Raw genomic sequence first — 13,509 nt, 5'->3', positions numbered from 1 at the left:
CGTAGGCTGGAATAAGCGATAGCGAATTCCAGCAGAGCTCGGGATATAGCGGCTCACATGATGTTGGCGACAGGAAAGCTGGAATTCCCACGGGTCATTCCAGCCGCAGTGCTTGGCGATAACGCCCGGCATCCCTTAGCCGAATCGTCACGGTGAGTATCTCGTCATAAGTGGGCTGCACGGTTCTGTCTAGCACGCACCAGACCTGCGAAATCGGATGTCAAACCGCTAAAACAATGTGATAGAGCCGGCCCACACTACGCCGAGGACTCTAAGGAACAGCGATGGGCGTTACCTTCCTTTCCGACGATCCTTGGCAAGAAAGCCAAGGGTATTCGAATTTTCTCGCTTCCTCCCTGGCTTCGTTTCGCGCTAGATGGAATCTATCTAGTTCGATTAACGTGATTCTGCCTAATAACATATTAGGCTAAATCTCAAACCTATCGAGATTTCTAAACACCAATGACGGGTTTACACCAAATGTATCTCTAAAGCAGCGATTAAAATGGGCTGAATCTGTAAATCCAGCTTCTAAGGCGGCGTAAGTTAAATTATCAATTTTATGGAATGTTTCCATCGCTGATATCAATCGTCTCCACATCCTGTAACGGCGGTAAGGAATATCTGAATATTCTTTAAACAAGTGCCTAAACCTGGAAGCCGAAAGCCCTACCGAAGCCGCCAAGTAATCTTGGCTGAAGTCATTTCCCGGATCATTCTTAATCGTATGCAAAATACTGCCAATGCGCGGATCAACAATGTTAATGGCGGTGTCATCCGTATTTAATAGCTGGTTGATAAGCTTATTGATCTCCTCTTTTGACAGCTTTTCCTCATAAATCTTTTGAAAACAACTAACCCACTGCGTATCCGGCAAGCGGATAATTGTCGATGCTTGCCAGGGAAGTTGTGTATTTAAGCGGGCAAAGTCTGGGGAGTTTTTTTCAATCAATAAACAGGCAACGATATTTCCACCAGCGTTTAGTTCATGTTTACAACCCGCTGGAATCAGGGCGCAACGGTAGCTTTGGTAGCTTCCATTAAAAGGCTTCATCTGAAAAGGTTGGTAAAGCCCCGTATTGATTGCTACTGTTCCCATCGCATGGAATTGCAGATGCTGTAACGGTCCAAAAAATAAGGTGCGGCTTGGCCACAAAAAAAGATTGGGCCTAAAGCCATATTGCAATTCAGGCGTAGCCGGTTTGTACAATTTTTTGTTGTTCGACATCGTTAGAATACCAATTTAATAAATTGATTGCATTTACTACATTTTTGGAGAATAACGATGGATGCAATAATAAACCAAACTGCACCTATGCTCGCCATTTCATGTGCAGGCTTATTTTTTATAATAGGCTTAGTTACCGGTGTTTGGAAGTATTCCTGCAACATAAGCGCCCCAGAATTTAAAGCACCTTATTATGTTGATATAGCGCATCGATCCGCCCTACTCTATTCATTTGCTGCGCTACTGATTGCCGTCTTCGCATACCTGAGCGCATTTAGGCAGTGGGTCAATATCCTGGCAACTATAGCCCCTTTGTTATTTTTTGCGATTGCCATAGCCAAATACATTACACTGGGCATTGCAAACAACACCAATAATTCACTACGTGATTCTGAAAATCCTGGCCTTGATAAAATAATCATGACTACTTTGATGATTGCTGAAATAGGTGGTTTTTCCGTTTTGTTGGTGGGGTTCTTCGTCAGGGCTTGGCTTGGTCAATCGGCCTAATTGGGTAACCGTGGGTTTCTAGCCACCAGCGCCATAGGATGTGCTGAGGGACGAAGCGCATCCATCGCGAACGATGCGCTTCGCTATCGCTCAGCGCATCCTACGGTGCTGCTTAACTTAACGGCGTTGCCCCATCCCCCCACCACCCGGCAAGCGCCGAAACATTTTTTACGCGCGCATAAGGCCGTGATACGGCCGTCAACCCCTTTCCCGCGTCCGTGGAGCGGGCTTCCACGCGTCAGGAATCATTTTCCACGGCCGTGGATTTGTTTTCTCGGTCCGTAAAAATGTTTTTTGCGCGCCGGGAAATGTTTTCCACGCCCGCAGCGTCTTGATCTGCGGACGTAGAAATCTTTCCCGCGGCCGTGGGAAGCCTTTATACGGGCGCGTATTCATTCCTTAGTCTCGGCCGGCGGATCGCCTGCCGGCATCCGGCATGCCGCGCCGTCTCGCTTCGCCGGGTCGAGACCGTTAGAATCAAGGGTTCAGCGGGCTCGCGCCCGGTCACGGCAACGAAGGTAGGACGGCATGAGCGGACACTACGCAGGACGGCACGGGAACACTCTCGAACTGGGTATCAGCGGATACGGCTACGGCGATCTTTACGATCCCGCCCGGCTGGCGGAACTGCTGGAGGTTTTCGACGACGAGGTGCAGGCGCGCGACGCCGACCTGCACGGCCGCTATCTGAGCTACCGGGCCAACCAGGGCGAAGGCTGGGCTCCCGAGGCGATTTCCGGCCTACTGGTGGAGCTGGCCCCGCTGGTCGGCGAATTCGTCGCCCGACTGTTCCGCGTCGGCGAAGAACGCAGCGTGAAACGGCAGGCGGCGCAACGCGAGTTCGACACCGTCTTCGCCTTCCGCAACGAAATCGTCGCCAAGCTGGCGGCCCGCTACAAGGGCGAAAACCCGGACGAATGGAATCTGATCGAGGTCTGCGCGCGCTTCGAAGCGCTGGTTCTGGCCCTGGTCCCCAAGGCCCACATCGACGCCGATCACGAGGCGGCGGTGGCGGAGCTGGCCCTGAAACTACGCCGTTTGAGCAGCGAAGACGCCCCGGCCGCCGAATTGGCCGAGCTGCGCGCCCGCCTGGCATCCAGCGAGGAAGCCAAATCCGCCCTGGCCGACCTGCTGAACGGCGACGACGCCGGCCTGGCACAGGGGCTTTACGAAGTGCTGAGCCGCTGGACTTTCCTGGCCAGCCGCGGCCACGACCTCAAGGCCGAGCTGTCGCACTGGGTCAGCCTCAAGGTGCCGGAGAAGACCGATTTCGGCCATCTGGTCGAGCACGAAACGCTGGAGCGCAACGGCTACAAGGTCTGGGCCATCGCCCCGGAACACCAGCGCCGCCGCGACGGCTTCGCGCTGACCGACCCGCGCGCCGGCGACCGCGAGGTCAACTACGAGGTCGACCATTGCATCTATTGCCACGACCGCGACACCGATTCCTGCTCCAAGGGCATGCGCAACAAGAAGGACGGAAGCTACAAGGTCAACCCGCTGGGCGTGACCATCACCGGCTGCCCGCTGGAAGAAAAAATCTCCGAGATGCACGTGCTGAAGAAGCAGGGCGACGACATCGGCGCGCTGGCCCTGGTGGCCATCGACAACCCACTCTGCCCCGGCACCGGCCACCGCATCTGCAACGAATGCATGAAGGGCTGCATCTATCAGAAGACCGAGCCGGTCAACATCCCGCAGATCGAAACCAACGTCCTCACCTCGGTGCTTTTCCTGCCCTGGGGTTTCGAGATCTACAGTTTCTTGACCCGCTGGAACCCGCTCAACGTCAAGCGGCCCCACGCCTTGCCCTACAACGGCAAGAACGTGCTGGTCGCCGGCATGGGCCCGGCCGGCTATACGCTGTCGCATTATCTGGTGAACGAAGGTTTCGGCGTGGTCGGCATCGACGGCCTGAAGATCGAGCCCTTGCCGGCGGACCTGGTCGGCGGCGACGGCCAGTTGCCGCGGCCCGTCTACGACTTCAACGAGTTGTACGAAGACCTGGACAAGCGCGTGATGCTGGGCTTCGGCGGCGTGGCCGAGTACGGCATCACGGTGCGCTGGGACAAGAACTTCCTCAAGGTCATCTATCTGAACCTGCTGCGCCGCGCCAGTTTCCGCATCTACGGCGGGGTGCGCTTCGGCGGCACGCTGACGGTGAACGAGGCCTGGGATCTGGGCTTCCACCACATCGCCATCGCCTCGGGCGCCGGCAAGCCGACCATCATCGATCTCAAGAACAACCTGATCCGCGGCATCCGCAAGGCCTCCGACTTCCTCATGGCCTTGCAGCTCACCGGCGCGGCCAAGGAATCCAGCCTGGCCAACCTGCAGGTTAGGCTGCCGGTCGGCGTCATCGGCGGCGGCTTGACCGCCATCGACACGGCGACCGAGTCCCTGGCCTATTACCCGGTGCAGGTGGAAAAGATCCTCCACCGCTACGAAAAACTCAGCGCGGTGCAGGGCGAGGAAGCCGTGCGTGCGCTTTACGACGGGGAAGAGCTGATCATCCTGGACGAGTTCCTCGAACACGGCCGCGCCATCCGTGCCGAGCGCCTGCGCGCCGAGGCCCTGGGCGAGAAACCCAACTTCGTGCCGCTGCTGGAACTATGGGGCGGCGTCACCCTGTTCTACCGCAAGGGCATGAAGGACTCGCCCGCCTACCGGCAGAATCACGAGGAAATCGCCGAAGCCCTGGACGAAGGCATCTGGCTGGCCGAGGGCCTGAGCCCTTTGGAAGCGCTGGAAGACCAGTACGGCCATTTGCGCGCCGTGCGCTTCGAACAACTGGAGGAACAGGAAGGCCGCTGGCGCAAGTCCGGCGAGCTGGAAGTGCCGCTGCGCAGCCTGTTCGTCGCCGCCGGCACCGCGCCGAACACCATCTACGAATCCGAGCATCCGGACACCTTCGAGATGGACAAGAAGTTCTACCAGCGCCACGACATCGACTGGACCGGCGGCGAGCCCGTGCTGCATCCCTCGCACGACGAAACCCTGGTGAAGATCGGCAAGCCGGCGCCCTTCACCTCCTACCACCGCAACGGGCGCTACATCACTTTTTACGGCGACAACCATCCCGTCTACGCCGGCAACGTGGTCAAGGCCATGGCCAGCGCAAAGGACGGTTATCCCTATATCGTCAAACTGTTCGAGAACGAGCTGGCGGCACTGGATCCGGCCGGACAGGCGAAGCGCGACGGCGAACTGCGCGAACTACAGGCGACGCTCGACGACAAGCTCACCGGGCGCATCGTCCGCATCCAGCGGCTCACGCCCACCATCATCGAGGTGGTGGTCAAGGCGCCCTACGCCGCCAAGCATTTCGCGCCCGGCCAGTTCTACCGGGTACAAAACTTCGAGGCCCTGGCGCCCGTGGTCGAGGGCACGGTGCTGGCCACCGAAGGCCTGGCGCTCACCGGCGCCTGGGTCGACAAGGAGCAAGGACTGATCTCCTTGATCGCGCTGGAGATGGGTTCCTCCTCGCGGTTGCTGGCGACCTGGAAGGAAGGCGATCCGGTGGTCGTGATGGGCGTCACCGGCACGCCGACCGAAATCCCCTCCGGCCAGACGGTGCTGCTGCTGGGCGGCGGACTGGGCAACGCGGTGTTGTTCTCGATCGGCCGCGCGCTGCGAGGCGCCGGCAACCAGGTGATCTACTTCGCCGGTTACCGCAACGCCCAGGACGCCTTCAAACTGGAAGACATCGAAGCCGCCTCGGACGTCGTCGTCTGGGCGGTGGACAAACGCCCCGGCAACGAGCCCATCATGCCGCGCCGCCCGCAGGACAAGAGCTTCGTCGGCAACATCGTCGAAGCCCTGCTGGCCTATGCGAAAGGTGAACTGGGCGCCACGCCCGTACACCTGGACGACGTGGACCACCTCATCGTGATCGGCTCCGACCGTATGATGGCCGCCGTGAAGGAAGCCCGCCACGGCGTGCTGGCCCCTTACTTCAAGCCGCACCACCACGCCATCGGCTCGATCAACTCGCCCATGCAATGCATGATGAAAGGCGTATGCGCGCAATGCCTGTGCAAGCACGTCGACCGCGAGACCGGCGAGGAATACTTCGTCTACTCCTGCTACAACCAGGATCAGGATTTGGACCGGGTCGACTTCCCCAACCTCTATGCCCGTCTTCGGCAGAATTCGGTGCAGGAGAAGCTATCGGGCGCCTGGCTGGCGCATTTGCTGGGGTCGTGAAAGGGGGGCGGCTTAGGCTTGCCCTGAGTCCGACCAAGAACGTCCGCCGTCACCCGAGATCGGCACGCGTCGGGTGACGCTCACGCTCACCCGACCATCCGGACACGGACGCCGCCAAATCCGCGCGCCATGCGTGGCGTTGAAATCCGCCGCATTCCTCAAGGGCGAGTTGCCGACATGTCCGCTCCGATTGGGTTGCGACCATGACCTGATGCGAACGTAAGCCCGAGCGCCGACACCTTGTTGGCCGGCAACAAGGAATAGGGCAAATATCCGCCACAGCGCGGCGGGAGCTGCTCGTCGACCAGGCCGTAACGCCCGGTTTGATAGGACCAGAGCACATTTCCGCGCATCCAGGCTTTCAATCCGTGCAGATAGGCTTGCAAGGCCGCGTTCCCATGTCCGTATCGGGACAGGATGTCCTGTTCGCTGGCGATGAACTGCCCGACCTTGGCATTGATCAGCGCCACTCCGCTATGAATCGCTTCGTCAAGATCGATCCGGTGATTGACCATCAATACCTGCAGCAGGTTGTTCGGATTGCGGTGGACAACAACCTCTTTTTGATAAGAAAAGATGTCGTTGCTCAAGCCCACCACGTCGGCGCAGCAATCCCTCAAGGTCTGCAAGGCCGGATCACCGAGCACGGAGCCCAGTTCCAGAGCCGGCCCGGTCAGCTCGATCAAGTCCTGACAGGTATAAACGGCCGAATCGTAACGTCGCTGAACCAGATACGACGCTAAATCCGGGACGCGGTCATCCGTCCAGTTGCGCGCCGCCTCCAAGGTGCCCTTGTACAGATAATCCTCGACGTCGTCGGCAAACCGCTGCATCCAGGACGCGCTCATGAGCCTGCACATCCGATTCCGGATATCCAGGGTATACCGCTCCAGCGGCGTCGGATTCGGGCGTGCCGAGCCTCCCCGGAGCAGGTCCAGGCAGGCTTCCATGTACCGGCGGAGCAAAGTCGGCTGCTTGCCGATTTGAATTTGTTCGTCGGCTTGATCGTCGAAGAAAAACAGCCAGCTGTGCCAGTCATTGCATAGATTCAGGCGTTCCGGCGTCGCGTAGGGATAGGCGTAAGCGCTGAGCAGCGCAAACTGGCCGCGGTCGAAGTCCCGAACCTGGCCGTGTGTGATCAAGCCCAGGTCGAGAGCGATCCGCCGAGTGGCGCAGTGGCAAGCATCGCCGTACGGATTGGGAGTGGAAGGCCAGGAAGCCGGGATCGCTAAATCCGCCACGGCTAAGCGCTCTATCATAGGGTTTCCCTTCGTTGCTTGTTTGCTCATGACCTTGATTTTGTAGGGTTAAGAGTTCAAAAAGCCAGCCACTCAATCGGTACCGGAATTTCTAATCGACCAGGGCTGGTATGCCTTTAGCGCGCTTCGGAGCGGACGGGCGACGTAATGACTGCGGTCCGGTGAACCGGCGCAGCAATCGCAGCAATCACTAAATCGACCGGTCTTGCGCATTCTTGAGCTCCGGTGGCGGGATGCCTCTTAACGCAAGTGGCGCTTAAACCGGATAGACAAGGCGGTGGATGTCGCCGCCCCGATGATAGTGTGGAACAGAAAACTGGGGTGTCCTGGGCTTGGCTCCCAAGATCGGACTTGGGAGCCCGCGCACCGGCGCTTTACGTAGCCGACCTGTGCGCAAAGAAGAGATCCGGCCGCGCGGCCGGGGCGCTGCGCCAATACTGGGGCGGGACATCCACATGCGCGCCGAGCTCGGCGGCGGCGTGCCAGGGCCAGCGGGGGTCGTAGAGCACGCCTCGGGCGACCGCCACTAGGTCGGCCTGACCGGAAGCGACGATGGCTTCGGCCTGCTCGGGTTCGGTGATCAGGCCGACCGCCAGGGTGGGCAAGCCGGCTTCCTGCTTGATGCGGGTGGCGAAAGGCACCTGGAAATTGGGCGCGGCCGGTATCTGCTGCAGGGGCGAAAGTCCGCCCGACGACACATGGACGAATGCGCAGCCCAGCAGGCTGAGACGCCGGGCGAATTCCACGCTTTGTTCGAGATCCCAGCCGCCCTCCACCCAATCGGTCGCGGAAATGCGTATGCCGACCGGGATGTTTTCCGCGACGGCATCGCGCACCGCTTGGAAAATTTCCAGCGGAAAACGCAGCCGGTTATCCAGCGAGCCGCCGTAGTCGTCGGTGCGCCGGTTCGAAATCGGCGACAGGAACTCGTGCATCAGGTAGCCGTGGGCGGCATGCAGTTCGATCGCGTCGAAGCCCGCGCGTACCGCCCGTTCCGCCGCGGCGACGAAGGCTAGGCGGATGCGCTCCAGGCCGGCTTCGTCCAGCGCTTCCGGCACTGTGTCGCCAGGCGCATAGGGCAGAGCGGAAGGCGCGACGGTTTGCCATCCGCCCCGCCCGACCGGCAGGCTCCCTCCGCCCTCCCACGGTATGCCCGTGGAGGCCTTGCGGCCGGCGTGGGCCAGTTGTATCGCCAAGGGCGTGGACGAATACCGGCGGATGCCCTGAACCACCCGGGCCAGCGCGGCTTCCGTGTCGTCCGACCAGAGGCCCAGATCGCCCGGTGAAATGCGGCCTGCCGGTTCGACGGCGGTGGCTTCGACGATCAGCAGGCCGGCGCCGGAAAACGCCAGTTGGCCGTAGTGGATCAGATGCCAGTCCGTGGCCTTACCGTCCTCGGCCGAGTACTGGCACATGGGCGCGATGACGATGCGGTTTTTCAGTTGCAGACGGTCCAGTTCGATAGGGCTGAATAGTGCACTCATGGCGGGGAGTCTCGTGACGGGATAAGAACGAAGCGTGCGGCCTTCAATCGGTAGGGCGCACCTCGGGCTCATCATGCTTCACCCAAAATCGCAGCAGCAATGCCCCGACGAGCGCGCAGCCGGCGGCAAAGCCGAAAGCGGTTTCGGGGTTGACGGCCTGCCAAAGGGCGCCGAATACCAGCGAGGCCGGCAGCAACAGGATGCCGGTGGTCAGGTTGAACCAGCCGTAGGCGGTACCCAGTTGGGCTTGCGGCACGAAGTCGGCGACCAGGGCCTTTTCCGCGCCTTCGGTGGCGGCCATGAACAGGCCGTAAAAGGCGAACAGCGGCCAGAGCAGCGTCAGGCTGTTCCCGTTCAGGCCGAGGAACAGGTAGAACAGCGCGTAAACGACCCAGCCGACCACGATCATCCGTGTCCGGCCGATGCGATCGGAAAGTGCGGACAGATGGCTGGAAAACAGCATGGCCACCAGCGAGGTCATGCCCCACAACAAGGGAACCTGATAATCCGGCATGCCCAGCTCGCGGGCGCGCAGCAGCAAAAACATGTTGGAAGAATTGCCCAGGGTGAATAGGGCCAGCACCGCGAGGTAGCGTTTGTAGGCTGACGGGAAGGCCCGCAATTGCCAATCCAGCTTGGTGTTGCCGATGTCCGGATCGCGCTCGGGCTCCTGGATGGCAGCCGCCAGGGCAATGGTGGCGAGGCCCGGTATCAGCGACCACAGAAACACGTCCCGCAGCGGGACGGACTCGGCCAACAAGACCGTGGCGGCCAGCGGGCCGATCACCGCGCCGGCGTGATCCATGGCCCGCTGCAGACCGAAGGCCAGCCCGCGCTTGTCGGCGGATACGCTGGCGGCCAGCATGGCGTCGCGCGGCGAGGCCCTCAAGCCCTTGCCCACCCGGTCGGCGAAGCGCAGCGCCAGCACCACTGGCCAACTCGCGGCCAGTGCCAGCAGGGGGCGGGAAAGCGCCGCCAGGCCGTAGCCCAGGACCACCAGGAACTTGGTTCGGCGCACCCGGTCGGCGACGACGCCCGAGAACAGCTTGAGCAGGCTGCTCACCGTCTCGGCCACGCCTTCGATCAGCCCCATCGCCTGAGGGCCCGCCATCAGCACGGAAGCCAGGTAGATCGGCACCAGCGGATAGATCAACTCGCTGGCGGCATCGTTCAGCAGACTGATGAGGCCGAACAGCCAGACCGCGGACGGCAGTTGCAACAAAGACTTGAACACGCGGAATCTCCGGAAGCCAGCCCGGTGGGCTGGGATGAGTTTGCGAACCTCTGCATTTGGGCTGACCGGGACCACAGCGTTGGGGCTTCTTTCGTCATCCTAACCTATTGAGCTATTACCCGCCGTGTTTGCCGATGCATACTCTGAAGAATTGTCGTTCATGCGTGCCGTGTTAGCCGTCATGTCGATAGCCAAATATAGGGCTATCGCGTTGACAGCCATTATTACACGGCGTAGCGTTCGGGCTTATACGGCGCCTTGACTAAGCCATTAGGATTTCTTATACGGCAAACTGCCGTCTACTTTACGTTGAGCAGACATATAGTGGTTTCGATCACATTATCGACGGAACGCGATAGATGCTTTTGGAAAAATATGATATTGAGCGAAGCGCAGCATAGCTGCCGCACAACGCGTTGATGCGGACAGCGACGCAGCGCTTCGCCAGGACGATTTTCCAAACACATATCCGATTCCGCGTTAACGGACTGGGCCGGTGATATGCTGCCCAACGTCCGTTGGAAGGGACGTGCTTTGGTAGCGCATCAGTTTCGGTTTTATCGGCAAGTGATAATGGACAGTTTACGGTTATCTTGCTTAATAAAATGCACGCCCTTCAACTTCATTCGTTAGGTATACACTTTGCGGAAGTATGCTAAGGCTCTATCGACCCGATCTTGCGCAACCGGCTTTCCGCGTTTTGCATCATGCCGCGCGGAGTCGAAGAGTCCTTCCTCAATCCGGTCATAGCCACAGTTTGTGCAGTATTTCCAGCGCCCATCACGGAACCGATATTTGCTGGTATTACCGCAGCGCGGACACGCGCCGCCTTTTTTGGCTGTTCCGCCTCCCCGGCCCACGTATGGCAGTTTCTTTTTCGCGGTTTTTAACGCGTCTAACTCGGCGGTCAACGCGACGCTACCCACGTCGCCGCCCTTTTCTATCTCGTTCATGCGCGCGTTACCTCTGCGTTATGCAACAGGAGATCATTACATGAAACTTAGCGTGCAATTAACAACGATGTCATGTCTGCTGCTCAGCCTCACCGGATGCTTCAATGTGAAGAACACTGACGGTCTTCGCTTGGCATACGAGAAGGTCGATTGGGCTCAGTCCAAAGCTGCCGAATTGAAAACTCTTAAGAATGTTACCGACGCACAGAGACAAGAGGCGGCTGACCTATACCGACTTGCTAAATCCAAAGTAAACGGCTACCTACAGGACTCAATAACCAGAGCCGCAAGTTATACCGTGGATGAACCCGCTGAGAAGTTCACTACTACTGAAGCACCGGAAAGCGTTAACAGGTTTGAAAAAAAGGTTAATCAGCTCCGTGGACGAACAACTGCATCGGCTGCTGTAATTGCACCGATTGTGGCGATAGCAATTGAAGAGATAGTTAAGTTGAACGGTGAGGCACAAAAAGCCGCGTATGAACGATTTACTCAGACCGTGAACAAATACATGATGAAAAATTATGAGGAAATTTCAACCGGTAGCGCCGACCAGTAGCATAACTAGGCACTCAAGCCGACCCGGTTCCGCTATGCTCCACCGGTCGGCTTAGCTCCACGTTAGCCACTATTAAAGATATGACAGACATCTTCAATCTTGAACCAAATACAACCGTCTTACAGGACGACTCTTATATCCTTTCCTATCCGCATCTTCTGAGCTACTTCGCTGCAAAGCAGTCTTTTGGTCCGGAAGATGTAGTATGCGGTGCTCACATGGTGTATGGCTGGATGCCGACAGTCCTTGAACTATATCCCGAATCGCCAAACATTGATCTGCCCAAAGCCGCTGAGTTGCTGACCAAAGCCAAAACGACTGGCGTACTCACAGATGACGAGATTGAGCAATTGGCTCGCCTCGTCAACAACTCACTTGTTGGTGCTTCAAAGCTACTGCATTTTGTTTCACCGGAGCGATTTGCTATCTGGGATTCGAAAATCTATGCCTTTGTGTATCGAGAGAGGCCGCATAACTATAGGGTGAGTCAGGTATCAAAATACCGTAGCTATTTGACTAAACTTGACCAGCACCAAAAAGACAGTAGGTTTGCAACTTTTCACAACTCGGTAAATACTAAGATTGGGTACAGCGTATCAGCGCTCCGCGCCCTGGAACTTGTAATGTTTCTCAATGCACCAGTATTCGGGGGCTAACATTTCGGTCAAAGGGACACGCCGCCCGTTGGCGGTTTTGAAGGTTGGCTTTTAAATCAGGTTCGGTGGCTTCGTTGAACGTTCGTCAGCGGCGCGCACCTTACCTTTACGTTAGGCTTCCTTATAAATACTAACTCTTTATCTAAGCAATTATATTTATGGGACAAACCAAGAGAAGAGTAGACAGGGAGTCAGAATACGGATATTCCAGTATTGATAGTCGTGTTTGTAATCACTGCGTCAGCGATAAGCATATAAAGCAATTTATAAAAAATAATGGTGATAAATCAAGTTGTGATTATTGTGGTAAAAATAGGGCTAAAACAATTGAATTTAATGAATTCATAGAATTTTTTCTTGGACACGTTGATAGCGCATATTGCAATCCTCTCGATGCATTAGTTAATTTTGAGGACGGCGAAACTTTTGGCATAGTTGAATTATTAGACGATAAAGATATAGATTTAACCGAAGAAAAATCTTTACGGAATGATGTTGAAGAATCTTTAAGTGACCGTGTATGGTGTGAAACGCCCTATTATCATTATGAAGAATCAGAAGCTTTAAATGCTGGTTGGGAAAAATTCGCTGAGGTTGTCAAACGGCATAGATATACTTTTCACCAACTTGATGATGAACACTTTTATGAACCAATACGTCCCAGCGCCTTTTTACCCGCATTGAGCAATGTTATCTCGCGAATAGGCTTATATAAAACGCTAACCAAAGGTACGTTTTTATATCGTGTCAGAATTGAGCATAAAAAAGAAAAGCTTACAAAAGCTTCTGAGTTAGCACCGCCGCCAGCGAATAAGGCAAAATATCCAAATAGAATGAGCCCTTCGGGAATTCCAATGTTCTATGGAGCTTTCGATATAGGAACGGCAATAAAAGAAACATACTCTGAAGCAGAGCACAAAGAAGATCACATTGCGACTGTAGCCAAATTCAAACTTTTAAAAGATATTGTTTTGGTTGACCTGAGTAAAATCCCACCGTATCTGGGGTTTTTTGAAGATGCTGATTACAACAATCAGCAAATTGAATTTCTGAATGAATTTGTAAAAGCTGTTTCAGCACCTATTGAAAAAGATGGTCGTGAACATATTGACTATGTTCCTACGCAAATCATAACGGAACATCTTCGTTATGTTCATCACAAGCAGAACGACAATGAAAAAATCTACGGCCTAGTATATCCAAGTTCAAAACCAGGTGGAAAAAAATCGGTTGTAATATTTTGTGAAAATGAACATTGCGTTGAAAAAGGCACAGCAGATCAAGAATGTTTTTTTGAACTTGAATTACCGTTAAGAAGATTTAATCCCCAATCATTTATTTAATGGTTTGTATTGCTTGGGCCTAACAAGTTGGTCAAAGGGACGCGCCGCCCGTTTGCGGTTTTGAAGTGCCGTTTTTA

Annotated in this window: 10 protein-coding genes; 5 read left to right on the top strand and 5 right to left on the bottom strand. The window is 56.2% G+C overall.

Translation table 11 applies throughout. The annotated features are described in order from the left end of the window. Nucleotides 1–427: 427 nt before the first annotated feature. Nucleotides 428–1,228, bottom strand: a complete 801-nt coding sequence (locus JWZ97_RS15050; RefSeq protein ID WP_205430890.1) for a helix-turn-helix domain-containing protein — start codon at nt 1,226–1,228, stop codon at nt 428–430. Nucleotides 1,229–1,285: 57 nt separating this feature from the next. On the opposite strand from JWZ97_RS15050, the gene JWZ97_RS15045 reads away from it, so the two are divergent. Together JWZ97_RS15045 and JWZ97_RS15040 are read left to right on the top strand one after the other, a co-directional pair. Beyond that, nucleotides 1,286–1,738, top strand: coding sequence for a hypothetical protein (locus JWZ97_RS15045; protein ID WP_205430888.1), 453 nt, complete (start codon nt 1,286–1,288; stop codon nt 1,736–1,738). Nucleotides 1,739–2,266: 528 nt separating this feature from the next. Further along, nucleotides 2,267–5,944, top strand: coding sequence for a pyridine nucleotide-disulfide oxidoreductase (locus tag JWZ97_RS15040; protein WP_205430886.1), 3,678 nt, complete (start codon nt 2,267–2,269; stop codon nt 5,942–5,944). A 158-nt stretch (nt 5,945–6,102) separates the two neighbouring features. Here the strand turns inward: JWZ97_RS15040 and JWZ97_RS15035 are convergent, their stop codons facing one another. From JWZ97_RS15035 to JWZ97_RS15020, 4 genes are all read right to left on the bottom strand, one after another. Next, on the bottom strand, nt 6,103–7,203 hold the full coding sequence (locus tag JWZ97_RS15035; RefSeq protein WP_205430885.1) for a hypothetical protein: 1,101 nt from the start codon (nt 7,201–7,203) through the stop codon (nt 6,103–6,105). Between the two features lie 374 nt (nt 7,204–7,577). Continuing rightward, on the bottom strand, nt 7,578–8,687 hold the full coding sequence (locus JWZ97_RS15030; RefSeq protein ID WP_205430883.1) for an NADH:flavin oxidoreductase/NADH oxidase: 1,110 nt from the start codon (nt 8,685–8,687) through the stop codon (nt 7,578–7,580). 43 nt (nt 8,688–8,730) lie between these two features. Further along, entirely contained in the window at nt 8,731–9,921 is a 1,191-nt protein-coding gene (locus tag JWZ97_RS15025; protein WP_205430881.1) for an MFS transporter, read from the bottom strand. 629 nt (nt 9,922–10,550) lie between these two features. Continuing rightward, nucleotides 10,551–10,874: a hypothetical protein gene (locus JWZ97_RS15020; protein WP_205430879.1), complete on the bottom strand. Its 324-nt coding sequence runs from the start codon at nt 10,872–10,874 to the stop codon at nt 10,551–10,553. A 40-nt stretch (nt 10,875–10,914) separates the two neighbouring features. On the opposite strand from JWZ97_RS15020, the gene JWZ97_RS15015 reads away from it, so the two are divergent. The 3 genes from JWZ97_RS15015 (at nt 10,915) to JWZ97_RS15005 (ending at nt 13,432) form a co-directional block, all read left to right on the top strand. Next, on the top strand, nt 10,915–11,433 hold the full coding sequence (locus JWZ97_RS15015; RefSeq protein ID WP_205430877.1) for a hypothetical protein: 519 nt from the start codon (nt 10,915–10,917) through the stop codon (nt 11,431–11,433). Between the two features lie 80 nt (nt 11,434–11,513). Beyond that, nucleotides 11,514–12,089, top strand: a complete 576-nt coding sequence (locus tag JWZ97_RS15010) for a hypothetical protein (protein ID WP_205430876.1) — start codon at nt 11,514–11,516, stop codon at nt 12,087–12,089. A 158-nt stretch (nt 12,090–12,247) separates the two neighbouring features. Continuing rightward, nucleotides 12,248–13,432, top strand: coding sequence for a HEPN-associated N-terminal domain-containing protein (locus JWZ97_RS15005; protein ID WP_205430875.1), 1,185 nt, complete (start codon nt 12,248–12,250; stop codon nt 13,430–13,432). Nucleotides 13,433–13,509 lie beyond the last annotated feature (77 nt).

The organism is Methylococcus sp. EFPC2 (assembly GCF_016925495.1).
Classification (GTDB): Bacteria; Pseudomonadota; Gammaproteobacteria; order Methylococcales; family Methylococcaceae; genus EFPC2.
This window is presented reverse-complemented; position numbering and strand designations above follow the sequence as displayed.

Bases quoted from the DNA above. Each gene is read 5' to 3' on its own strand.
- JWZ97_RS15050 (WP_205430890.1), bottom strand. From the start codon at position 1,228: ATGTCGAACAACAAAAAATTGTACAAACCGGCTACGCCTGAATTGCAA.
- JWZ97_RS15005 (WP_205430875.1), top strand. From the start codon at position 12,248: ATGGGACAAACCAAGAGAAGAGTAGACAGGGAGTCAGAATACGGATAT.
- JWZ97_RS15045 (WP_205430888.1), top strand. From the start codon at position 1,286: ATGGATGCAATAATAAACCAAACTGCACCTATGCTCGCCATTTCATGT.
- JWZ97_RS15030 (WP_205430883.1), bottom strand. From the start codon at position 8,687: ATGAGTGCACTATTCAGCCCTATCGAACTGGACCGTCTGCAACTGAAA.
- JWZ97_RS15035 (WP_205430885.1), bottom strand. From the start codon at position 7,203: ATGATAGAGCGCTTAGCCGTGGCGGATTTAGCGATCCCGGCTTCCTGG.
- JWZ97_RS15010 (WP_205430876.1), top strand. From the start codon at position 11,514: ATGACAGACATCTTCAATCTTGAACCAAATACAACCGTCTTACAGGAC.
- JWZ97_RS15020 (WP_205430879.1), bottom strand. From the start codon at position 10,874: ATGAACGAGATAGAAAAGGGCGGCGACGTGGGTAGCGTCGCGTTGACC.
- JWZ97_RS15040 (WP_205430886.1), top strand. From the start codon at position 2,267: ATGAGCGGACACTACGCAGGACGGCACGGGAACACTCTCGAACTGGGT.
- JWZ97_RS15015 (WP_205430877.1), top strand. From the start codon at position 10,915: ATGAAACTTAGCGTGCAATTAACAACGATGTCATGTCTGCTGCTCAGC.